This window comes from Pseudoalteromonas sp. 78C3, from assembly GCF_002836695.1.
Classification (GTDB): domain Bacteria; phylum Pseudomonadota; class Gammaproteobacteria; order Enterobacterales; family Alteromonadaceae; genus Pseudoalteromonas; species Pseudoalteromonas arctica.
Genome location: NZ_PJAV01000176.1, coordinates 18,106 through 41,095, shown reverse-complemented (window position 1 = coordinate 41,095; position 22,990 = coordinate 18,106). Strand labels below are relative to the sequence as shown.

The 22,990-nt window shown below is 38.8% G+C and carries 20 protein-coding genes; 9 read left to right on the top strand and 11 right to left on the bottom strand.

Annotated features, from left to right (window positions below; translation table 11 throughout):
• The first annotated feature begins 6 nt into the window (after positions 1-6).
• Positions 7-372 (top strand): hypothetical protein, encoded by a 366-nt coding sequence (locus CXF76_RS19920; RefSeq protein ID WP_007579906.1) that lies wholly within the window; start codon positions 7-9, stop codon positions 370-372.
• 95 nt (positions 373-467) lie between these two features.
• Here the strand turns inward: CXF76_RS19920 and CXF76_RS19915 are convergent, their stop codons facing one another.
• From CXF76_RS19915 to CXF76_RS19890, 6 genes are all read right to left on the bottom strand, one after another.
• On the bottom strand, positions 468-3,041 hold the full coding sequence (locus CXF76_RS19915; RefSeq protein WP_101164453.1) for a M1 family metallopeptidase: 2,574 nt from the start codon (positions 3,039-3,041) through the stop codon (positions 468-470).
• Between the two features lie 148 nt (positions 3,042-3,189).
• The gene (locus CXF76_RS19910) at positions 3,190-3,870 is read right to left on the bottom strand and encodes a hypothetical protein (RefSeq protein WP_101164452.1); all 681 of its coding nucleotides are present in this window, start codon (positions 3,868-3,870) and stop codon (positions 3,190-3,192) included.
• A gap of 99 nt (positions 3,871-3,969) precedes the next feature.
• Positions 3,970-4,320 (bottom strand): DUF2750 domain-containing protein, encoded by a 351-nt coding sequence (locus tag CXF76_RS19905; protein WP_101164451.1) that lies wholly within the window; start codon positions 4,318-4,320, stop codon positions 3,970-3,972.
• Positions 4,321-4,337: 17 nt separating this feature from the next.
• Positions 4,338-4,916: a glutathione S-transferase family protein gene (locus CXF76_RS19900; RefSeq protein WP_007579913.1), complete on the bottom strand. Its 579-nt coding sequence runs from the start codon at positions 4,914-4,916 to the stop codon at positions 4,338-4,340.
• A gap of 64 nt (positions 4,917-4,980) precedes the next feature.
• Positions 4,981-5,262 carry a peptidylprolyl isomerase gene (locus CXF76_RS19895; protein ID WP_002958009.1) on the bottom strand — a complete coding sequence of 94 codons (282 nt, stop codon included), beginning with the start codon at positions 5,260-5,262 and terminating at the stop codon, positions 4,981-4,983.
• An 87-nt stretch (positions 5,263-5,349) separates the two neighbouring features.
• A complete protein-coding gene (locus tag CXF76_RS19890) occupies positions 5,350-5,925 on the bottom strand; it encodes a glutathione peroxidase (RefSeq protein WP_024590220.1) in 576 nt (191 codons plus the stop codon).
• Positions 5,926-6,006: 81 nt separating this feature from the next.
• Between CXF76_RS19890 and CXF76_RS19885 the strand changes: the two genes are divergently transcribed.
• From CXF76_RS19885 to CXF76_RS19875, 3 genes are all read left to right on the top strand, one after another.
• A complete protein-coding gene (locus tag CXF76_RS19885; RefSeq protein ID WP_007579917.1) occupies positions 6,007-6,495 on the top strand; it encodes a GNAT family N-acetyltransferase in 489 nt (162 codons plus the stop codon).
• Between the two features lie 119 nt (positions 6,496-6,614).
• On the top strand, positions 6,615-8,609 hold the full coding sequence (locus CXF76_RS19880) for a hybrid sensor histidine kinase/response regulator (protein ID WP_101164450.1): 1,995 nt from the start codon (positions 6,615-6,617) through the stop codon (positions 8,607-8,609).
• Positions 8,610-8,663: 54 nt separating this feature from the next.
• Positions 8,664-9,791, top strand: a complete 1,128-nt coding sequence (locus CXF76_RS19875) for a response regulator (protein WP_010554312.1) — start codon at positions 8,664-8,666, stop codon at positions 9,789-9,791.
• A 46-nt stretch (positions 9,792-9,837) separates the two neighbouring features.
• Here CXF76_RS19875 and queG read toward each other — a convergent pair whose 3' ends face one another.
• The 4 genes from queG to CXF76_RS19855 form a co-directional block, all read right to left on the bottom strand.
• On the bottom strand, positions 9,838-10,971 hold the full coding sequence (queG, locus tag CXF76_RS19870) for a tRNA epoxyqueuosine(34) reductase QueG (protein WP_007579922.1): 1,134 nt from the start codon (positions 10,969-10,971) through the stop codon (positions 9,838-9,840).
• A 66-nt stretch (positions 10,972-11,037) separates the two neighbouring features.
• Complete coding sequence (locus CXF76_RS19865; RefSeq protein ID WP_024609135.1) at positions 11,038-12,258, bottom strand: methyl-accepting chemotaxis protein; 1,221 nt, start codon at positions 12,256-12,258, stop codon at positions 11,038-11,040.
• A 45-nt stretch (positions 12,259-12,303) separates the two neighbouring features.
• The gene (locus CXF76_RS19860) at positions 12,304-13,008 is read right to left on the bottom strand and encodes a glycerophosphodiester phosphodiesterase (RefSeq protein ID WP_101164449.1); all 705 of its coding nucleotides are present in this window, start codon (positions 13,006-13,008) and stop codon (positions 12,304-12,306) included.
• Complete coding sequence (locus CXF76_RS19855; protein WP_101164448.1) at positions 13,005-13,871, bottom strand: DMT family transporter; 867 nt, start codon at positions 13,869-13,871, stop codon at positions 13,005-13,007. Before CXF76_RS19855 ends, CXF76_RS19860 begins: the two co-directional genes overlap by 4 nt.
• Positions 13,872-14,198: 327 nt before the next feature.
• On the opposite strand from CXF76_RS19855, the gene CXF76_RS19850 reads away from it, so the two are divergent.
• From CXF76_RS19850 to rlmB, 5 genes are all read left to right on the top strand, one after another.
• Complete coding sequence (locus CXF76_RS19850; protein ID WP_101164447.1) at positions 14,199-15,302, top strand: sensor histidine kinase; 1,104 nt, start codon at positions 14,199-14,201, stop codon at positions 15,300-15,302.
• A complete protein-coding gene (locus CXF76_RS19845; protein ID WP_058154167.1) occupies positions 15,299-15,913 on the top strand; it encodes a response regulator transcription factor in 615 nt (204 codons plus the stop codon). Before CXF76_RS19850 ends, CXF76_RS19845 begins: the two co-directional genes overlap by 4 nt.
• Before the next feature lie 98 nt (positions 15,914-16,011).
• Positions 16,012-16,746 carry an enoyl-CoA hydratase/isomerase family protein gene (locus tag CXF76_RS19840; RefSeq protein WP_101164446.1) on the top strand — a complete coding sequence of 245 codons (735 nt, stop codon included), beginning with the start codon at positions 16,012-16,014 and terminating at the stop codon, positions 16,744-16,746.
• Positions 16,747-17,155: 409 nt separating this feature from the next.
• A complete protein-coding gene (rnr, locus tag CXF76_RS19835) occupies positions 17,156-19,651 on the top strand; it encodes a ribonuclease R (RefSeq protein WP_101164445.1) in 2,496 nt (831 codons plus the stop codon).
• A complete protein-coding gene (rlmB, locus tag CXF76_RS19830) occupies positions 19,648-20,391 on the top strand; it encodes a 23S rRNA (guanosine(2251)-2'-O)-methyltransferase RlmB (protein WP_007378377.1) in 744 nt (247 codons plus the stop codon). Before rnr ends, rlmB begins: the two co-directional genes overlap by 4 nt.
• Before the next feature lie 407 nt (positions 20,392-20,798).
• Here the strand turns inward: rlmB and CXF76_RS19825 are convergent, their stop codons facing one another.
• Positions 20,799-22,955 (bottom strand): TonB-dependent receptor family protein, encoded by a 2,157-nt coding sequence (locus CXF76_RS19825; RefSeq protein ID WP_101164444.1) that lies wholly within the window; start codon positions 22,953-22,955, stop codon positions 20,799-20,801.
• Positions 22,956-22,990 lie beyond the last annotated feature (35 nt).

The window sequence follows — 22,990 nt, the reverse complement described above, 5'->3', positions numbered from 1 at the left end:
TTACACGTGGCTTATAGTGCAGACGAGCTGACAGAACAGCTCATTAAATTACAGTGCAGAAGTAATTTTAAGATTAAAAATATTGCAGAGTACATGTTAGTAAACTCTAAAGAAGCATTTTATACCCACAGCGAAAGCGGCAAGGGTAAAATAGTAATTCGGCCCGCATTTGAAGTATTTAGCGATGATTTTAGTGATATTGATGGCGTAACGCGTGCGCAAGGCTACTTTCATAGCAGCGAGATGACACGCTTTCCTACGCGTATTTTTAAAAGTGCTCAGCCTATTCACTACGGTGTTGCGTTTAAAATAAATTCTGAGCAAGCAGCCAAAGATTTTATAGCTAAACTTACGATGATTATTGGTAATTAAATAAAGCAAAAATATAAACGTAAATATAAACGTAAAAAGCCGCTGAATTTATATTCAGCGGCTTTTGTGTTTTTATAGCTTAATAAACCTAAGGGTTACTTACTTTTTAAGAAGCTATTAACCGATTCTAGTTCACGTGTTTTAAGCGCGATACAATCGTTTGTGCTTTCTTCAAGCTTACTTAATGTACGCGCGTAGCCTGCTACATCAGCTACTTTTTCGTTAAAAAAGGTCTTTGTTTTAGCTAAGCTTTCTGCATTACAACTCGCCGTTGTAAAGTACGGTAAGTTAGGAATAAAGAAAGGCGGTAAGCTTGCTGTTACTTTATCGTAGTTACTGTAAACCCAGTCAATAAATAACGCTTGGCGCTCATCTGTATAACTTTGACCTGACAAAATAGTACGCATGTCAGATGCAGTTACTTCATCCGTTAAGCTATAAGCTAATACCGCTTTTTGTAATTCAGGTTTGCCAAAAAAGCCCATTGCAGCAAGCATGTTAGTGCGTACTTGTGGATCTTTCGTTGTTTTAAACGTTGTCATGAATTGATCAAGCAGCGCTTTGTCACCATGAAAAGCAGCAAGAGTTAAGTACGTACCGGCTAAGTAAGGGTCTACTTTTTGTGGATCATTTAAATAAACTTGTGTTTGTTCTTTCGCTTTACTGATTACGTTTTGATCTTCACCATCAAAACCTAAGCGTGATACAACGGCCGCACGAAGTTGTGCAATAGCTCCGTCTTCTCCCGCTTTAGCTTCTAAACCATATTTTTTAGCTGCAGGCGTTACTGCACCGCGAATAAATTCAGGCCATAGGTCTTTATTGCTATCGTCTTTAAAAGTACGTTGTTGCGATACTAAGTAACCTAGTGCGGTATTTGCTACGCGAGGATGGCTATCGCTTACGAACACTTCAAGTGTTTGCATTAACTTAGCAGCAGATATAACACCAGCGTCAAGTAGTGCATCAGTAGCCGATAACAACGCTAGGCGTTCACGGTCACTCAGTACGCTTGGCGCCTTTTTAACAAGTGCGCTAAATTGTGCGTCATCCATTACCCAGCGGTAGTAGCCTAGTGCACCTTGGTCAGGATAAATCCATTCTGGCTCAAAGTCTAAGTCTAGCGTTTGGCTTTGTTTATTAAGTAATACATTTGCTGTTTTTACTTTATCGCCAGCACCATATTTAATTGCAACCGGTACATTCCATAACTGCTCTGGCGCATCAACGCCTGCATTTACAAAGCGGCTTTGTGAAATAGTTACTTTGCTACCTTGTTGAGTTACTTTAACTAGTGGGAAAGAAGACTGTTCAATAAACGATTTTAAAACACTCGCTACGTCTTTATTTGATGCTTTACCAAGTGCTTCCCATAGGTCGGCCGCTTCTGCGTTTTTATATGAAAACTCTTTTAAGTAGCTTTGAATACCTTTTTGGAATGCATCTTCGCCAATCCAGTTTTCAACCATAGCAAGTACTGAGCTGCCTTTACTGTAAGCAAGACCTAAACCGTCCATAATGTCGGCTTCGGTTTTAATTGGCTTACGAATAGGCTTGGTGCTTAGGCGTGCATCAAGTGCCATTACGTTGTTTTGTGGCAGGTCTAAGTGCGATTCAAACTCAGGGTTAAGCTGCTTAGTAATTTTTGCAGCCATCCAGCTAGCAAACGCTTCGTTTAACCATAAGTCGTTCCACCATTTCATGGTTACTAAGTTACCGTACCATTGGTGAGCAAGTTCGTGAGCAATAATTGATACATTACGTTGTTTTTTACTGCGTGTTGCGGCAGCTAAATCAACCAATAAAATATCTTCTCTGTAGGTCACTAAGCCTGAGTTTTCCATTGCGCCAAATGGAAACTCTGGTACCGCTACTGAGTCTAATTTTTTGTAAACGTAAGGGATACCAAAATATGCTTCAAGTGCGCCCAGTACTTTTGGCATATTTTCTTTTGCGTATTGGGCTAAGTGAATTTTACCTTGAGGGGTAATTACACGACCAGGAATTGGCATGCCTTTAATTTCTAATTCTTCAAACGGGCCAACAGCCATCGCTACTAGGTATGAAGGGATTGGCGGTGTTTTATCAAAAAAGTGTGTGGTCATATCGCCATTAACTGTTGTTTTTAACTCTGGCGTATTTGAATATACTTTTTGTGATGTAGGCGCAGTAATCGTTAACTGAAATGGAATTTTGTAACTTGGCTCATCAAAAACAGGAAATGCACGGCGTGCATCACTCATTTCAAATTGAGTAAATAAGTAAGGAGTGCCTTGGTCTAATGTTTTGTATAAACCAACACTTTGACGGTTATATGGCGCTGAAAAATCAACTTTAAGTGTGTATTTACCTGGTTGAATTTGCTCATCACAGCTAAATTTTACTTTACCTGTTTTAAGCATTTCATTGTTTAAATCACAGTTTTCATCACCAAGCAGTTGCGCCATTTTAACAGCGTAAGCTACGCCATTTAACTCAATGTATTTTGTTGGTTTTAGTACTTCTAGGGAAATCTCAGTCATCCCTGTGAATGTATCTTGGCTAGGGTCGAGTGTTAACGACACCTGTTGTGAACTTGGTTTTGCGAGTTTTTCAATAACGAATTCGTTAGCGTTTGCAGCACCCATTGCTAAAGCAACGCTCACTGTTAAGAGGCTTTTAAGAAACATAGTGATCCCTAGATTGTTGTTGTTAGAAACTACCCTAAATAGGCTTTTTTATGCTCATATAATTAGGGGGTTAGATATCCTAACAGTTTTTTTAAATAGAGTAATTGATTATAACGGTGACTTTAAGGGGAAATAGTAACAAAGTTTGTCAGTGGCTTTCGCGTGTTATAAAACGCTGCCAATGCAGGTGTGAGTTAATAATACGTATTTGTTGGACAACGGTATTTAATAAGTGGGTATCGCTAAACACATCCTGTGGATACTCGTTAAAGCCCATTAAATAATTAAATGTGTCTTTAGAGTTAGCTTGCAGGGCGTATATACGCATTTGTTGCTCAAAGTTAAGACGAAGACTGCTTATTGCTGTTTTCATGCCGAGTTGATCTACGTTTGGTATATCACATTTTTGCAGGTAACCGGCTCGCTCACCTTCCCCTGAAAACCAAATGCGGACTTTTTCACTGTACCTGCCAGTTTTAGCCGGTAAGTCGAACATTAATCGGTGTTGGTTTTGCGATTTGATGAACGTTATATATTCATTAAATCCAGCATTTATAAGTGCTTGATGTACAGGAACTAGACGAGGTTTTATTTTACCGTGGGTATGAAAATTAAAACATAAGACGTTTTTTTCAAGGGACAGATCATCAAGCGTTAAGTAACCAATCTCATCGCTATAAGCACCGCTATAATATGCAATTAAAGGGAGCCAAAAATGCCAGTGTTTTGGTTGCTCTCGTGCAACTTTAAAATCACCGTATATATATCCATTATAAAGAGTGTGCAGTTCCATGGCTGAAAAGGGTCGGCGACCAAGATGGGTTTTCAACGTAATACCTTGAAAATAATGATGTGTTTTATTTTATACCCAACTAGCAGTAGATGCTAGTCGGGTTTTATTCGCTTTTAACGTAAAGCGTATAAAGTATTATTCACTCAATGCACGAGCTAAACCTGTAGGCTCAATTTCTGTGCATACTTGGTCATCATTCCAGTTAATGCCAACAAGTGCGTTGTCTTCGTTTAAGTCTTCAACCCATGCATCTAAAAACTCATCAAGATTGATTTCTACTGGGCTGTAATCTTTCCACTCTTCTTTACACTGTGCTTTAGCTGCTGCTTCACTTTCCCAAAGCAGTAGTACGTCAGTTTCGTCAAATTGGTTAGAATCGCACACTACAAAGCCATTATCTTCTGCACCAAGTGCCCAAATTACTTCGCTAACACGTACTTTTTCTACGAAGTTAACTAGTTGTGATTCAATTTCGATATCGCTCATGTGTTTACCCTTTTAAATTAGTGACGAGGATTGGTGTCTATTGCTGCTTGGCGCTCGTCATATTGCTTATGAAAAGCAACAAGCGCTGAATGCTGACTAAAGTCAGCTAATTCGCGAAAGCAAATCCAATCAAGCAGGCAGTATAAACTGATGTTGAGGTATTCACAGCTTTTAAATTCTTCATCGCTTAAATGGGTATTTAAAAAGCTTAATGTTTGTTCAATACGTTCGTTTTGCAGATTAAAAAATAATTTATCGCTTTTGGTGTCAAATCCAGAACGTTTACATAACACCATTTCTACTAACGAATCGTTACAAGCATTTATAGTCGTAAGTAAGTGCTCTTGAGGCCAAGTTAGTTTTGGCTGACCTGTTTTTTCAAGTAAATAACGCAATATAGAATTAGAGTCACTAAGAGTTAAGTCGCCATCTACCAGTATTGGGATTTTTCGAGCTGGATTTTTACTGGCCATAGTAGGGCGATCTTGCTCAGAAAATATATCGAGACTTACAAGCTCTAGTTTGCAGCTGTTTTGTTGTGCCCAAATTCTAATGCGGCGCACGTAAGGTGAAGGTACAGAACCAATTAATTGCATAATTACTCCATAAAAAAGCCGCATAAGCGGCTTTTATCAAATGTTACTTACAGTACTGTTAAATTTATTCTGAACGGCTAGTAACTTCAAGTAAATGATAACCAAATTGAGTTTGCACAGGGCCTTGTACTTGATTAATTGGCGCAGAAAACACAACTTTATCAAACTCTGGAACCATCATACCAGGGCCAAACTCACCAAGAGCACCGCCATCCTGACCTGAAGGACAATTAGAATGTGCTTTTGCTAGTTCAGCAAAGTCTTCGCCTTGCTCAATTTTTGTTTTTAAGTCTAAGCATTGTGCTTCACTGTCTACAAGTATATGTCGTGCGCTTGCTACTGTCATAAAATCTCCCGAGTATAGTGTGGTGTTTTTTTTAACCGAATTGAAATATCATTCTAGTTAGTTTCAACTAATTGTACCAGTATAAACTTATTTATCAGAAAACGCAGTTTCAATTGCAGTAATCATTTGCTCTGAATTAGGTGCCACTTTGCTGTTAAACCGTAAAACTGTTTTACGATCAGCAGACACTAAGTATTTATAAAAGTTCCAATTTGGAGAGCTAGTTTGCTCATTCAAATATTTAAAAATTGGATTTGCTTCGCTACCACGAACTTTGCTGGTGGCAAACATGGGAAAAGTTACACCATAATTTACAAAGCATACTTTCGCTGTTTCTTTTTCATTGTCTTCTTCTTGAAAAAAGTCATCAGAGGGGAACCCTAATACGACTAAACCTTGCTCTTTGTATTGTTGATATAGGGCTTCAAGGCCTTTAAATTGATATGTAAAACCACAATTACTTGCCGTGTTTACTATTAACAAAGGTTTATTTTTAAATTGGCACAAGTTAATAGATTCTTTTGAGCGAAGCTTTCGTATATCTACATTGGTAAAATCTTGGCAGTCCTGTGTAGAGGTTTTATTTATGATTGATGGTGTTTGAGCTTGAAGGGGAGCATTAATAAGTAAAGCCGTTAAACCTATTATAATTATTTTAAGCATTACATTACCTAAACTTTACGATTGTTTGATTGGATAATCATACGCTAATATGGAACAAATTGATCAACCCTCTAATGACCTATGACAATCCGTTTAGCAACTATTAATGATCTTAATGAAATTGTAGCCATTTACAACGAAACTATTGCAGGGCGAATGGTAACTGCAGATACGCAAGAAGTGAGCGTTGACGAAAAGCGTGACTGGTTTAATAGCCACAACGATAAAAGGCCTATTTACGTTTACTGCGAAAATAACCAAGTACTTGCTTGGGTAAGTTATAAATCGTTTTATGGGCGCCCAGCTTACGACGGCACAGTAGAAATGAGCATTTACATTACCAGTAAAGCGCAAGGTAAAGGGCTTGGTAAAAAGCTAATGATATTTGCTCAAACACAAGCTAAGCAATTAAATATTAAAGTATTACTCGGCTTTATTTTTAGTCATAACTTACCGAGTGTTAAATTGTTTAAGCATTTTGATTTTGCAATATGGGGTGAGTTGCCAAGCGTTGCCATAATGGATGATAAGGCGTATAGCCTTACTATTTTTGGAAAACATCTGGAATAAATTATTTTTCATAATGTTGTAATATTTTTTTACAAAATAAGACGAAGGGTTTATGCCAATTAAATAAAAATAGTCTACGCTATTAACATATTAAGTTTATTAATTTGAAGTGTAGCTTGATGATTCGAAAAATATTAATTGTTGATAGTAGCAGCGTCATCGCAATGCGTGTGAAAGTGCTTTTAGAATTAATAGGATGTGAAGTCGAATTAATTCATTTCAGCATGCTAGACATGTATACCAATATAGGCGACTACGACTTAGTTGTTGTTGCCCATGGTGTGCCTGTTGATTCTATAAAACCGCTTGTTAGCCAAGTAGCGCAAGAGCGTTTTATGCTGCTTGCTCCAAAAGCACAAAGTGGTGAGCAACTAACTGCGTTTAGTGAGCTAAATCATGTTGCGCCTGACGCAACCGTGATCTACCCGTTTTTTTCTAATAAAGAAATTACTTCTCTTTTAGAGAGCTTACTAGAATTAGGCTCTAATCATATTTTGCAATTACCCGCTATTTTACTCGTCGATCATGTTCCTGAGCGCCTCGAAAAAATGAAAAACAGCTTGATAGGTGCTCATATCGAGACCCATACAGCAACCACCTCTGCAGAAGCTTTAGAAATTACGAAAGAAAAGCAAATCGATATACTGATAAGTGATTTTGTTTTAGATGACGGAACCGGTTTAGAAATTTTTTCAAACTTAAAAATAATGCAACCACATTGCCGTTGCTTATTATTTACCTCACGTCCCGATCAAGTTTCAATGATTGAAGCTATTCGTCAAGGTGTAGAAGACGTACTTATTAAGCCATTGAACGACAGCTCATTATTACAATCAATACATAAACTGTGGCAAACAGAGCTATTAAAACGCCATAACGCAGAACTCGTCGAAAGGCTACAAGATACAGTTGATGCCCTGATTGAAAAAGACAGCCTACTTCAGGTTATTTATAAGCATACGCCCGATGCAATTATGTTGTTTGAGAAATGCGGTAGAGTGATAGAAGCTAATGATGCTTGTTTAAAACTATTTAACTTACCGTTTAACGAACTAGAAGGTAAATCAGTATTTAGCTTTTTAGATGATGATTCAACGTTAGGTATTAAAAATAAAATTTCGACATTAAATAGTAATCGCCAATTTAGCTGCGACTTACGTTTATCTAAAACTGCAGGGGGCTATATACCGTTAGTGGGATCTTTTAATGAGATAGATCACCATGGCGAAATAGCACTTGCCGTAATATTTAAAAATGTAACTCACCTCAAGCAAAAAGAAGATTTACTACTTGAAGCAAAAGATATCCTTGAAGAGCAAGTAAGAGCGCGTACTTCACAACTCGAGCACGCTAAAAACGTCGCTGAGGCTGCAAACTTAAGTAAATCAGAATTTTTAGCAAACATGTCGCATGAACTTCGAACACCTATGCACTCTATTTTAAGCTTTTCACGTTTTGGTTTAAGCAAACTAGAAACTGGAGATTTTGCAAAAGAGAAACTCATTAAATACCTATCGCGAATAGAGAGTAGTGGTGAGCGTTTACTGTCGTTACTAAATAATTTACTCGACCTATCTAAGCTAGATGTGGGTAAGTTTCCATTTAATCCTCGTCCATATAATTTATCGAACATTATAAAAACAAGTATTGATGATGTATCTGGTACGGCAATGGAAAAAGAAATTGAGGTTGTATTCACCGCGCAGCCATTACCTGTAATTGCGCAATGTGATGAAGAGCAAATAAATCAGTTGCTTAGAAACGTATTAGGTAATGCACTTAAATTTAGCGAGCCCAAAAGTAAAATACGGGTAAATTTAGAGTCAGATAATAAGCTTGCTACTATAGAGGTTACCGATAATGGGGTCGGTATACCAGAAGATGAGCTGGAACATATTTTTACTAAGTTTGTACAAAGCAGCAAAACAAATAGCGGTGCCGGTGGTACCGGATTGGGCCTTGCATTGTGTAGAGAGTTTGTGTCTTTACATCAAGGTGAGATCACTGCACGTAACAACGAAAATGGTGGTGCAACTATATCTATACAGGTGCCATTAGAAATAAATCTAGATGATCATTTGGCTGAAGATCAATTAATACAACACAGTAATTAATTGCTAGTTAGCATACCAAGTAACTTTTTTGAGAATTTGAATGGATGATAAATTATGGCCTTAACTAAAATACTTGCCGTTGATGACGAACCCTTTAACCTTGAAATTATTGAGGAAATTTTAGAGGAGCTTGATTTTGAATTACAAGTAGCAACAAGTGGTCCTGAGTGTTTAAACATGGTTGAAGGCTATATGCCTCAGGTTATATTGCTCGACGTAAGTATGCCGCAAATGAACGGCTATGAAGTATGTAAGGCACTTAAAGCAAACCCAAATACAGCACACATTATTGTTATGTTTGTGTCTGCTCGTGGCACAGTTGAAGAGCGCATGGAAGGCTACTCGGTTGGTGCAGAAGACTATATTGTAAAACCCTTTGGCCATGATGAACTTAAGTCAAAGCTTAAAAATTTAAACCAAGTACTTGTTGAAAAACAAAGCCTTGAAAAGCAAGTTGAAGATGCTACATCAACTGCATTTAATGCCATGGCTAACAGCAGTGAAATGGGGCAGATAGTTAACTACGTTGAAAACATAGGTTTTATTAACGACCCTCAAGAGCTAGGTAAAGCGCTTATAGATTGCCTACAATCTTTTGATTTGCAAAGTAATATTGAGTTTAGAGAGAACGATGAAATTAGTCACTTTGCATTAAGTGGCGTGTGTTCACCTATTGTGGTGGAGCTATTTGAAATGCTTAAAAATAAAGGGCGTTTACATGAATTTTCGCATCGAATTTTAGTTAACTATGAATTGATTAGCTTACTTATTTTAAATATGCCTGATCACGATCCAGATAAGCACGGGCGTATACGCGACCACGTATGTTTTATTGTCAGTGTTACCGAGCAGCAGCTACGCGCCATCATGACTAAGAAAATGCTTGAATCACAACAAGCAAAACTTAATGCCGTAGCAAGTACAGTTCACAGTAAGTTTCATGGCTTAATTAGCTTATTGAATGACAACCGTCAAAACAACGAAAAAGTGTTTAAACAGTTACAAGAAGAGCTCGAAGAACGTATCCCATCAATGGGATTAGATGAAGATCAGGAGGTGTTTATTTATAAAAAAGTAGATGAAACTATCCAAAACTCAGTGGCCAGAGAGGAGTCTGTTAAAAAGGTAAAAGCAGCTTTTGCTGAAATTGAGCAAGACCTGTCATTGCTTTTAAAGAGCTAAATATACTTAATCAAATAATGTTACTTTAAGGCTTACTCCAACTGCATTATGCATCTCTGGGTAAGCCTTTTTCTACGATTCTGATTAACCTAGCCGTTTTACGAATTTGTAATCGTTGTTTATCGTTTTGTTGAGCAAGCGCCCATTCAATATGTTCTAAAACAAGCTCGCTGCATATTTGGCTTTTATCTTGTAAGGCATGAATAATAGCCGGGCTAAACTCTGCATTACCTAAACCGACCGCTATATTACGTAACCAACGTTCGTGACCTATGCGGCGAATAGGGCTGCCTTCGGTATTTTTTAAAAATGTAGGCTCATCCCAAGCAAATAGCTCAAGTAAATCTTTATTTTTTAATTGAGTACGGGGATGAAAGTCATTTTCATCCGTTATTTGTCCATAACGATTCCAAGGGCATACCAACTGGCAATCATCACAACCATAGATACGGTTGCCTAATAAAGTTCGGTATTGTTCGGGTATGGGGCCTTGGTGTTCTATCGTTAAGTACGATATGCATTTACGTGCATCAACAACGTAAGGCTCTACAATTGCACCTGTTGGGCAAAGAGTGATACAAGCAACACATTTTCCGCAGCCTTCAAACGTATTCTCTGCATCTATTGGTAGAGGTAAATCAATAAATAGCTCGCCTAAAAAAAACCACGATCCTGCTTCTTGATTAATCAATAACGAATGCTTACCACGCCACCCTAAACCGGCTTTTTCTGCAAGTTGACGCTCAAGTACCGGGGCTGAATCTACAAAGGGCCTAAAGCCATATTCGCCAATTTCTTGCTCTATTTTTTGGCCAAGTTTTTTTAAACGATTACGCATTAATTTATGGTAATCACGACCCAGTGCATAACGACTTATGTATGCTTTTTCTTTATTTTTTAAGGTTTTTGCAAAGCCAGCATCGGGAGGGAGATAATTCATTTTTACGGATATAACACGCTGTGTACCTGGTACTAATTCAGCAGGGCGAGCGCGTTTCATGCCGTGAGCAGCCATATAATCCATCGAGCCGTGGTAGCCAGCATCAAGCCAGCGTTGCAATTGGGCTTCGTGCTTAGATAGGTCAATATCAGTAATACCTACTTCGCTAAAACCAAGCTCTTGCCCCCAGGTTTTTATTTGTAGGGCTAATTTTTCATAGTCTGGGGTAGGGTTGCTCACACACTTCACACACTTAAATTAATAGCTGCGTAATTTATCATATTTCTCTGAGCCCGAAAACGCTTCTTAGCGCACGAAGCGCTTTAACTGTTGTTGGGTCTGTAAGCTTAACTGTTGAGATTGCTCGCTATCGGCTAATGCCGTATCTATTTGCTGTTTAGCTTGCTCACCTAAAGCTACTATTTGCTCTACCGATTGGTGAGTATTAGTTTGAGTGCCCTCAAGCATATGTACAGCACTGGCTATTTGTTGTAGTTGTTGTTGGTTGTGCTCAAACTCACTAAGCATTTTTGTAAAACCCTCACAGGTTGCACTAATTGAGCTTTGTGCATTATTGGAGTGAATCATTAATTGCTCTGACTCTTTATTTGTCTCGTTTACCAAATCATTCATCTGATTTATAAAGTCGCTTATTTGCCTAGTTGCGCCACTTACCTTTATTGAAAGTGTGCGTACTTCGTCTGCAACTACGGCAAATCCTCTGCCAGCTTCACCCGCTCTAGCTGCTTCTATTGCGGCGTTAAGGGCTAACAAATTAGTTTGATCAGAAAACTCTTCAACCATTTTTAAAATACTACGAATGTTTTCACTGTTCTCTTTCAGTCCCGCAATTGTATTTGAAAAGCTACCTAGCATATTAGTAATAAGTTTAACCTGCTTTACTAAAGCAGCGAGCTCTGATGCAGATAGTTTTACAAAGTTAAGGTGTTCATTATTAACGTTATGCACGCTATCTGTATTATTTACTATGTTTTGTAAGCTTTGGGTTATTTGCATACTGGCATTAATAATACTGTGGCTTAACTGTATTTGTTGCTCACTTGATTGCTCAGTATTTTTCATCGATTCAGTGACTTGTATATTACTGTGTGCACTAGCTTGAGCACTGTTATATGTTGTGCTGAGTAACTCACTTAAATGGGCAGTAAATATATTGTATTGTGAACTTAAATCTTTAAATTCGTCATACGAAAAGTGGGGAAGTTTTGCTGCTAAATTTGCATCTTGTTGGTTTATTTTTATCAAAGTATCGCGCATAGCAGTAACAGGGCGAACAATTAAAAAACGCATATAAAAAAGAGTAAAAATAAAACCAGATATAATCACAAGCGTAAGCAGCCAAAATAGCCCTGTACTTTGCTGTTGTTCGCTTAAACTCTGATGCAGCCAAAATAACGTAATTGCTTGGAACAATAATACAAAACTTAAGTTACCGACTATTTTACGGGTTAACGTAAAAAAGAATGTTTGCTCTATATAGTTATAAATTTTCATAAAACTACTCATTATGCTTAAGCCCTACGATTCTTATTTTAGTTAGGGAGGTGTAAGTTAGCTTTTTTGTAACGATAACAAGTAAGCTTTGGTTCGCGCTGGGTAATTTGTAAAAATTCCGTCTATGCCATACTCAAGCATTAGCGCTATATCTTGTTCTCTATCGACCGTATAAGCATAAATCTTTAAGCCTCTTTTTTTTGCATCATCGGCAAAAGCCTTATTTATAAAGGTTTTATCTGCATGTACGCTATAAGCGTTTAAATCACTTGCAAACTTTGCATAGTTAATTGGAATAGAAGAAGTAAGGGCGCCTATTTTAAGCCATGGTAGCTTGCTTTTAAGCCACTGTAGTTGATGATGATCAAACGATGATACTAAAATATTCGCTTTCGATATTTTGTTAGCTTCAATGTTTTGTTCTAGTTGAGACACAAACCTTTCTAGTTCAAACGTATGTTTAAGCTCAATATTTAATAAAGATTTATTATTATTCCAATCAAACAGCTGCTGAAGAGTGGGAATTTTTTCACCATTTCCAGCATCAAGTTTAGAGAGTTCATGTGCCGTAAAGTTACTCACCCTACCTTTACCGCTGGTGGTTCTATCGAGCCATGAGTCGTGTATTACCATGTAATCATCTAAGGAACTTTGAATATCTACTTCAATACCATCAACACCTACTTTTAACGCTTCTAAAATAGCGCTTTTGGTGTTTTCAGGAAAATCCCCACTGGCACCACGGTGTGCAAATACTTTCATTGTCGAGCCTTTTTAGTGATTGACCACGTTTCAAAACAAGCGGCACTAACAATAAGTGCTCCACCAACTAACGTCATAACAGTAGGACGTTCATGAATAATTACTATAGCCAGTATGGTGCCATAAAGTGGTTGTAAGCAAGAAATTAACCCCGCAGTTGCCGCTGATAAATGCTTTAAACTTGCTGCAAATAACGAGTGCGGTGTAGCCGTAAAAATAACACCCGCTATGGCAATTAAAATCAGGTCGTGATTACTAACCTCATATACCGGCACTTCTATAAATGCGCACAGCATAATGCTTGCCACTAAGGTTTGATAAAACATAGTTTGCGGGCCACCATATTGGCTAAAGTAGCGCTTATGGGTAATGTTTCTGATTGAAAAAAACAATGCCGATATAACACCTGTTATTACACCTAAGGTCACATCGTCGCCTAAATTTGCACTTGGTACTAACAGGTAAATACCTAAAACAACCACCGCCGCACTTATTATATCTTTTGCTTTTGGCCTGCTTTTATTAAATAAGGGTTCTAAAAACACCGTCATTACGGGATAGCTAAAAAATGCCAGCATTCCAATAGTTATACCGGCCATTTGCATACCAGCAAAATAGGTAACCCAGTGAATACCCACCGCAATACCTAAAAATAACGCAATAAGGTAGTCTTTAGGTTTGTTGAGTTTAATTTGTTTTTTTTGAAAATACAGCATGGCTAAAATAGCCATTCCTGCAATTGCAGTTCTGTAAACGGTAATATCTAAAGCATTTAAACCAATAAGCTTGGCAAATAGAGCGGTTCCGCCAAAAAGTAATACCGCTATGTGCAAATAAATTAAACTTTGCTGCTGAGATTGCATTTAGTTTCCTTGTTGTACTTTTTGAACATATTAACATTGCTTAAAAATTCTTAAGATGAATTTTTTTATCGCATGACAAATGTCATAAAAGTTGATGACACTTCACACTCTTATTATTTTTGTACGCTGGCATAGTTACCTTACTCAACAGGGGATAATTATGAATTCTTTAATTTTAATCAGCTTAACTATTAATGAAGTGCTAGAGGCGTTAAGTTTTACGATTACGTACGCAGATTGCTTTATGCTGGCATGCATTTTTATGTTATTTATATTTATTAATAAAAATAGTCCTATAAGTAAAAATAATATGCCTGAGGTATTAGTATGAGCTCGCTTAACTCCTTTTCTCAACAAAGTGATAAAGGTTTTTGGAAATATGGGCATTTAATTTTTACAGGCTTTTATTTACTCCCATTAATAATTAATTTTGCGAGCTTTACTGCTAACCAAATAACGATGTCTTTAGCCTTTTATGTTGCTTTTATTCTTTTATATGTAAAAGCAATAAACTGCAAAAGTGCAGGGGTGACCAAGTTGTTTGTAGCCATGCTATTAATTTGTTTTTGCGCTACTTTTTACACCACAGGTACTCCTACTTTATTTGGCTTTGCAGCCTACGTAGCAGGCTATGCATACAACTACCATCAAAGAATTTATGCTGCACTCGCAATTATATCTACGGTTTTATTAAGCGCATATATTGGTGATATAGGGAAGGTTCAATACTTTTTAGCCGTTGCTTTGATTTTATGTGCAGCCTTATTTAGTTACGGTATTGCAGCTAAAAGAGAGAGCCTGTACAAAAAACGTGAGCAAGAAAGCGCTAACCAATTAGAGCAATTAGCAGCAATTGCTGAGCGTGAACGGATAGCCCGCGACTTGCATGATATTTTAGGCCATTCACTGTCATCTATTGCTTTAAAAGCTGAGCTTGCAAATAAATTAAACCAAGGTGAGCGTTACGCTCAAGCAAATAGCGAAATTGCACAAGTGGCCGATCTGGCAAGGCAGTTACTCAGTGATGTAAGAAGCGCCGTTAGTGATTTAAAACAGCTTAACCTTGTTAGCCAAGTAGCACAGTTAAAACAAAGATTAATAGAACAAGACTTTAACGTTTCATTTAATGTGGTTTTAAATACTCTACCCGCTAAAGTTGAGGGCATCGCAGGCCTTATAATTAAAGAAGCCGTTACCAACTTGCTACGCCATAGCAGCACAAAAAATTGCGAAATAAATATAGAACAAACAGCGCAGCAGCTACTCATTACCGTTATTGATCGTGCACCGTGCTCTACATTAAATTCGGGCAATGGCCTAAATGGTATTAAAGAGCGAGCAGAGCAACTCAATGGCAGTGCAACATTTACCTGTGGCGATATTTTTACTTTAAATGTAATACTACCAATTTCAGCTAAGGATTTACAATGATCAGAGTGTATTTAGTGGAAGATCAAGCGCTTGTGCGCGACGCAGTAGCAGCATTGTTAGGACTCGATTTTAATATTGAGATTATTGGGCAAGCAAGTAACGGGCAAGATGCACTTAATGCAATTGAGGCGCTTGATAGTGATTTACATCCCGATATAATTTTAACCGATATAGAAATGCCAACCATGAATGGTATAGAGCTCAGCGAAAAAATAGCCGCTAAGTTCCCCGCTATTAAAATGGTTATTATGACTACATTTTCTCGTGCGGGTTATATTAGGCGAGCGCTTACGGCAGGTGTTAAAGGTTTTATTTTAAAAGAAGCACCCAGTGAAGAGCTAATAAATGCGCTTAAAAAAGTAATGCAGGGGCAAAAAGTGATAGACCCAGAGCTTGCTATTAATGCATTGGACGACGCAGATCCACTTACCGATAAAGAACGCAAAGCACTTAAACTTGCAAGCGACGGCCTTAAAACAAGCGACATAGCCAAGCAGTTATTTATAAGCGAAGGTACTACACGTAATTATTTATCAGACGCTATTGCTAAGCTAAACGCCACTAACCGTATAGATGCTGCGCGTATAGCTAAACAAAAAGGATGGCTTTAAATAGTGGGTTTATAAATTATAAGCAAAGTATTACTATGTTATTTAAAAGTAACGAACAGCGCTTAAAGTTAGCTTAAAAAGCGTTAAAAGAGGGTTTAATGGCAAATCTAATAGAACTAACAACTAAAAATAACACCGCTATACTCACCATGAATACCGCTGAAAACCGTCACAATCCAGCGTTTTTGGCTGAGTTTAATTTACACCTTGACCACATTGAAGCAGATCAAAATATTAAGTCAGTTATTTTAACGTCCTCGAGTGACAAAAACTGGTCATTAGGCATAGACCTTCAATGGATGTCTAATCCAAGTATTTTACCTGCAGCTATTTCTGACTTTATGATTCAAATAAGTGACTTGTTTAAGCGCATAGTTACTTTTCCTATGCCTATTATTGCTGCGTTAAACGGCCATACCTATGGCAATGGTTCGGTGCTTGCGTGTGCGTGCGATTTTAGATTTATGAAGTCAGATAAAGGCTTCTTTTGTTTTCCTGAAGTGGACGTAATGGTGCCGTTTGTACCGTCGATGTTTCCTATAATTAATAAAACTATTTCGCAAACATTCTTTAATCGTTTAGCTATGTCAGGAGAGCGTGTTGGTGCACAGCAGTTGCTAGAGAACAAAGTAGTTGAAGCTGTGTTTGCAAATAACGATGAACTACAAGCAGGTGTACTTGAGTTTGCCCAGCAGTTTAACAAAAACCGCTGGATTTACGCTCAAAATAAATCACAAATGAATAAGCAAATTTTGCTTACAATGAAAGAAGAAGACCCAAGCTTTATTGATAATATAAGCAAACTGCTGTGGAAAAACCTACAAAAAAAATAAATAACCTGAACTCTGGTTAAGAGATTTACTAACGTATTGAATCATGTTGATATTTAAATTTATTTTCTCTAGCCAGAGATTTTCAGTGAAAACAAGGCGAATTTACGCGTCAATAGCTGGCCTATTGCAAGTATATTCAACGCTGTTAGCGCTGAAAATAGCTGCTCGAGATAGATTTATTAGCCAGAGCTCAGGTTATAATAGCGCGAAAGGGTTTTAGCATTACTACGATATGACTAAACACTTTGCAGTTAAGGGGTCGTTAAGCCCCATTGCGCTAGATTTTTAAACTATACAGCAAGATAAACAGCAAGGTAAAAGTGCTTTCTTAAAAGTTTAATCGCTTTTACCTGTCTCATTATAACTATATGGGTTAAAATACCTACATAACCAACTAACAAGATAGTGAATGTCAAACCAAGATCCAAATCTCAGTCGAGAACAAGAAAAGTACGAAAACCCAGTCCCTAGTCGTGAGTTTATACTTACTCACCTTCAAGAGCGTTCAAAACCTGCTAACTACGCGCAATTATGTGAAGAACTAGCAGTAAATGATGACGAACGCCAAATAGCATTTAAACGCCGCCTTCGCGCTATGGAGCGTGACGGACAGCTGTATTTTAATAAATTTAAATGCTATGCCCTAATTGACGAAGCCGGTTTAACCAAAGGCAAAGTAATAGGCCACAGAGACGGTTTTGGCTTTTTAGAAGTTGAAGGCGAGAGTAAAGATTGGTTTATTGCTAAGCACCAAATGAATATGGTGTTACATGGCGACATTGTACTAGCTAAAGGCACTAAACGTGGCTCTGGCTCAAAATGCGATGCACGTATTATAAAAGTGCTTACTAACGAGCGCGCGCCAATTGTTGGCCGTTACTTTGTAGAGCATGGTGTTGCCGTTGTGGTAGCTGAAGACCCGCGCATAACGCAAGATATAATGATTTTACCAGGCAACGAAAACGGTGCCCGCCATAACCAAATGGTGCAGGTTAAAATCACTCAAAATCCAAGCCGCAACATGAACGCGGTAGGTAAAATTATTGATGTACTTGGTGAGCATTTAGCCCCAGGTATGGAAATTGAAGTCGCACTTCGCAATCACGATATTCCACATGTATGGCCAGAAGAAGTTGAAGCACAAGTTGCTCACCTAGGTGAGTTTGTTGAAGACGCTGACAAACAAGGCCGCGTAGATTTACGTGACTTACCACTTGTAACCATTGATGGCGAAGACGCTCGCGATTTTGATGACGCCGTATACTGTGAACCTAAAAAATCGGGTGGCTGGCGCTTATGGGTTGCCATTGCCGATGTATCGCATTACGTAGGAATGAACACGCCGCTTAACAAAGAAGCAATTTTGCGTGGTAACTCAGTGTATTTTCCTGAGCAAGTAATTCCGATGCTACCAAAAGTGCTTTCTAACGGATTATGTTCGCTTAATCCAAAAGTAGATCGCTTATGTATGGTTGCCGAAATGACCGTATCGAGCTCGGGTAAACTTTCGGGCTATAAGTTTTACGAAGCGATAATGAACTCGCATGCACGTTTAACTTACACCAAAGTAAATGCCATTTTACAAAACGACGAAAAACTACGCGAAGAATACTCAGCCGTAGTGCCACATTTAACTGACTTACAGCAAATGTATATGGCACTTAAAGCAGCACGCCAAGACCGTGGTGCCATTGAGTTTGAAACCCTAGAAACACGTTTTGTATTTAACGCTCAGCGTAAAATAGAATCAATAGTGCCTGTTATTCGTAACGATGCGCACAAACTGATTGAAGAATGTATGATTTTAGCCAACGTATCGGCGGCTAAAATTCTTGAAAAGCACGAAGCAAGCGCGCTTTATCGTGTGCATGACGAACCAGACAGCGAAAAACTAGGTAACTTTACTAAGTTTTTAGGCGAGTTAGGTATCGAAAGCACATTAAGCGACGAGCCAACGCCAAAAGAAATAACCCAAGTATTAGCGCGACTAGGTGACCGCCCAGAAGCCGAGCTTATTCAAACTATGCTACTGCGTTCAATGAAACAAGCTGTATATCAGCCAGATAACATTGGTCACTTTGGTTTAGCGTTATCGGCTTACGCGCACTTTACATCGCCAATACGTCGTTACCCAGATTTAGTAGTACATCGTGCTATTAAAGCAGTTATAAAAGCACAAGGTCAGCAAACGTCTGGCGAATATGCTTATACTGATGATGAAGTGGATCAACTTGGTGAGCAGTGTTCTACCACAGAGCGCCGCGCCGATGATGCAACTCGCGAAGTAGCCGACTGGCTTAAATGTGAGTTTATGCAAGATCACGTAGGTGACGAGTTTGACGGTGTTATTTCATCGGTCACTAACTTTGGTTTGTTTATTCGTTTAGACGATTTACAAATTGATGGGCTTATTCATGTTACTAATTTAGGCGACGAGTTTTTTGCGCATGATGCTGCAAAACACACCCTAATAGGTGAGCACTCTCACAAAGTTTATCGCCTTGGCGATAAAGTAACAGTAAAAGTTGCGTCGGTTAGTTTAGACGATCGCCGTATCAACTTAACGCTTAAAGGCGATGTTGCACAAGACAGATACTCACGTCGTCGTGCGCCAAAAAAAGGTTCAGGTAAATCTGAGCATGCGCCAGCAAGTGTGCGTTCGCAATTAAAAGCAGGCAAAGTACCAGGTAAAAAGTCGCACAGCGATGACAAACCAAAAGGTAAAAAAAAGCCAGCAAATAAAGATAAAGGCAAGCCTGCAAATAAGTCTGCAACTAAACCCGCAGATAAAAAAGCAGCAGACACTGCCGTAAAGAAAAAGCCGAAGAAGAAGGCAGTTAAAAAGCCTAAAAGAGCTGGCAAAAATGCCCGTAAAAGTACTAGCCCAGGAGCAGATAATACGTGAGTAATGAATTAATTTTTGGCTTTCACTCTGTTGAAGCAATTTTAGAAAGCGAACCAGAGCGCTTTGTAGAAATTTACGCCCTTAAAGGTCGTGACGACAAACGCTCAACTCCGATTATTGATGAAGCACGTAAATTTGGTATTTCAGTACAGTTTATGCAGCGTAAAGCCCTTGATAGCAAATCAAAGGGTGAGCAGCATCAAGGTATTATTGCCAACGTAAAAGCAGCGCCAACGTTTAACGAAAAAGATCTTGATGCAATAATCGCTCGTGAAGACACACCGTTTTTACTTGTGCTTGATGGTATTACCGATCCGCATAACTTAGGCGCATGTCTACGTAGTGCAGACGCTGCAGGTGTCCACGCTATAATTGTACCTAAAGATCGCTCTGCCAAGCTTAACGGCACAGCACGTAAAGTAGCTTGTGGCGCAGCCGAAACAGTACCGCTAATTCAAGTGACTAACCTTGCACGTACGCTTCGCGAAATTAAAGATGCAGGCGTATGGGTTGTAGGCACTGCTGGCGAAACTGATAACCACGTATTTGATGCAAGCTTAACGGGCCCAATGGCGATTGTTATGGGCGCCGAAGGCGAGGGCATGCGACGCTTAACGCGTGAGCATTGCGATATGCTTGTTAAAATCCCAATGGCGGGTACTGTTTCAAGCTTAAACGTATCGGTAGCCACGGGTATTTGTTTGTTTGAAGTATTACGCCAACGTAACGCAAATAACTAATACCTAATGAATAATACCTAATTTAAATTAAGTATTAAAAAAGCCGAGATTGAAATTCAATCTCGGCTTTTTTGTATCTGTAATTTACGCTTAACTTTGTAAGCTTTGGTAAACGGTTTAATGACAAGGCAATAATTTAGGTGTGCAGTGATCTTACATAAAAAATTATTAACGCTGTTAGTGAACCATTTCTCCTATACAAAGCGCAGGTAAACGGTTTAATAACAAGGCAATCATTTAGATGTGTAGTGCTTTTACATAAAAAACTATTAACGCTGTTAGTGAACCGTTTATCTCATACAAAGCGCAGGTAAACGGTTTAATAACAAGGCAATAATTTAGATGTGTAGTGCTTTTACATAAAAAATTATTAACGCTGTTAGTGAACCGTTTAACCAGCTTTAAGCTTAAAAGCTATAAGTGTAGCCCATCTGTACAGTACGTGGCTTACCTGGCTGAATGCCACCGTTTGAACGGTTAGCAACGTATGTTTTATCAAACAAATTATCAACGCTTAGGTATACTTTTTGATTTTCATCGATTAAGTATTTAGCAGCTAAATCCCATACTACGCGGCTATCAATTGCGTTTAAGCCCGACTGCGTTAAGTTAGCGTGTGCATCAGATACGTAACGTATTTGGCTGTTAACTACAAACGCAGAAAACTCAGCACCTAACGATAACGCTACTTGGTTTTCTGGTACGTAAGGCATTGCATCGCCTTTTTCTACCGTGCCCCAAATTTCTGAATCAAAATCGTTTTTAAACTCAGAGTCTGTGTAGGTATACGTTAATTTAACTGGGAACATAGCTGTATCAGTTGCAAACGTACGTGCTGCACTAAATTCAAAGCCCGCTACTTCTACTTCACCGTAGTTGTATTGGTCGCCAATGTTGTCGTCGCTACAACCAACCGCTGCAGTACAGTTACCGTGCATGTTGCTGTAGTCAGAGTAAAACGCAATTACTTCACCGCTAAAGCCATCCATATTAAAGCGAGAGCCAAACTCAATGTTTACACTTTCTTCTTCTTCTTGGTCAGCATTACCAGGTGCTGCTGGTGCATAACCTTTTTGAATGCCCGCAAGTAGCGTTACGTTTTCGTTAAGCGTGTAAGTAGCACCTAGTGACGGCACTAAAATTTCAGTGTCGTTCGACACATCTTTAGTTAAACCGTTGCTGCGTGTTGGAACTGATTTAGACCACTCTTCACGCGTAATAGTAATGTCTTCATAACGAAGACCTGCACTTACTACTAATGCATCAATTGTCCACTCGTCTTGAATAAACAATGTACTTGCTTCTGCGCTATCTACACGGTTGCTGTCAGAGCCCGGAACGCCTTGCTCTGTAAGCGTTAAGCTTAGGTCTTGATTAAGTGTGTATTTGTCTTCCCATTGAAAACGATCCATTTCGTCTTCGTGGTAACGTACGCCAACAGTTACATAGTGATCGCCTGCAGGAATATGTAATTCAGACTGAATACCTTTAGCTTGGTAATCGCGGTTATTAGCTTTAATACCAATACCTTCAATACCTTCGCTTGTCGGGTTTGCTTCAAATTCACTGTATTGCTCAAGGTAGCTTTCGCTTACTTTGCTGGCTTTATACCAGTTACGATGAAAATCGTTTAAGTAAGCCGTAGCTAAAAACTCATAGCCATCACCAAAACGGTACGCGTAGTTAAGTTGGTATGCGTTGTGGCGAGTATTCATTTGATCGTTTTGCGATGCAGCATAACGACGGTAAGGACTTTCTTGATAGTCTTCGTCAGTTAAGCCCATGTATGTTTCGTCTGATGTTTCGTCAGAGTACTTAATTTTTAGCTCAAGATTATGCGCATCGTTTTGACCAAACGTATGGCCAAACTTTAATAGTAAATCTGTTTTTTCAAAGCCGGTGTTGTCATTACCTACTGGCAGCTCTTTAAAGCCGTCTGCGCCGTAAGTAAATACTTCAATTAAGCCTGCTGTGTTGTTTTTTTCTTTACCGAAGTAAGCGTGACCTTTGTAGTAACCATCACCACCAAGGGCTGCATCTACCATACCCTTTGAGCTATTTGGCTCAGTAGGTAAGCTGCGCGAAAGTAAGTTTAAAACACCGCCCGTAGTACGCGGGCCATACTTAACTGATGCCGCGCCTTTTAATACTTCAATAGACTCCATACGACCTGTAGTAGGGAAGTAGTAAGCAGATGGTGCTGAGTATGGTGCTGGTGCAACTAATACACCGTCTTCCATTACTGATATTTTATCGTTACGACCAGTACCTGTGCCGCGCATACCAATATTAGGACGAAGGCCGTAGCCGTCTTCTTCTTGCACGTACACGCCCGGAACAGACGCTAAAACGCGAGAAATATCAGTAAATTTGAATTTTTGAAGTTCTTCATCAGAAATAAACGTAGCCGAACCAGGAATATCGTTAATTGCTTGTTCTGAGCCAATAACGGTAATTTGTTCAAAGCGTTGTTCTTTATTGCTGGTGTCTTTTGCTATTGCAGTAGCACTAAAAGACAAAGCAACCGCAGTTGCCAGGGTAGATACTAAAAATTTAGGGTTCATTGTGTTCCTAATCATGTCAATTATCTTAATTGGCG

Coding starts and splice junctions, on each gene's coding strand:
- CXF76_RS19915 (WP_101164453.1), bottom strand. CDS start 3,041: ATGTTTCTTAAAAGCCTCTTAACAGTGAGCGTTGCTTTAGCAATGGGT.
- CXF76_RS19905 (WP_101164451.1), bottom strand. CDS start 4,320: ATGAGCGATATCGAAATTGAATCACAACTAGTTAACTTCGTAGAAAAA.
- CXF76_RS19900 (WP_007579913.1), bottom strand. CDS start 4,916: ATGCAATTAATTGGTTCTGTACCTTCACCTTACGTGCGCCGCATTAGA.
- CXF76_RS19895 (WP_002958009.1), bottom strand. CDS start 5,262: ATGACAGTAGCAAGCGCACGACATATACTTGTAGACAGTGAAGCACAA.
- CXF76_RS19890 (WP_024590220.1), bottom strand. CDS start 5,925: ATGCTTAAAATAATTATAATAGGTTTAACGGCTTTACTTATTAATGCT.
- CXF76_RS19885 (WP_007579917.1), top strand. CDS start 6,007: ATGACAATCCGTTTAGCAACTATTAATGATCTTAATGAAATTGTAGCC.
- CXF76_RS19880 (WP_101164450.1), top strand. CDS start 6,615: ATGATTCGAAAAATATTAATTGTTGATAGTAGCAGCGTCATCGCAATG.
- CXF76_RS19875 (WP_010554312.1), top strand. CDS start 8,664: ATGGCCTTAACTAAAATACTTGCCGTTGATGACGAACCCTTTAACCTT.
- CXF76_RS19865 (WP_024609135.1), bottom strand. CDS start 12,258: ATGAGTAGTTTTATGAAAATTTATAACTATATAGAGCAAACATTCTTT.
- CXF76_RS19860 (WP_101164449.1), bottom strand. CDS start 13,008: ATGAAAGTATTTGCACACCGTGGTGCCAGTGGGGATTTTCCTGAAAAC.
- CXF76_RS19855 (WP_101164448.1), bottom strand. CDS start 13,871: ATGCAATCTCAGCAGCAAAGTTTAATTTATTTGCACATAGCGGTATTA.
- CXF76_RS19850 (WP_101164447.1), top strand. CDS start 14,199: ATGAGCTCGCTTAACTCCTTTTCTCAACAAAGTGATAAAGGTTTTTGG.
- CXF76_RS19845 (WP_058154167.1), top strand. CDS start 15,299: ATGATCAGAGTGTATTTAGTGGAAGATCAAGCGCTTGTGCGCGACGCA.
- CXF76_RS19840 (WP_101164446.1), top strand. CDS start 16,012: ATGGCAAATCTAATAGAACTAACAACTAAAAATAACACCGCTATACTC.
- rnr (WP_101164445.1), top strand. CDS start 17,156: ATGTCAAACCAAGATCCAAATCTCAGTCGAGAACAAGAAAAGTACGAA.
- CXF76_RS19825 (WP_101164444.1), bottom strand. CDS start 22,955: ATGAACCCTAAATTTTTAGTATCTACCCTGGCAACTGCGGTTGCTTTG.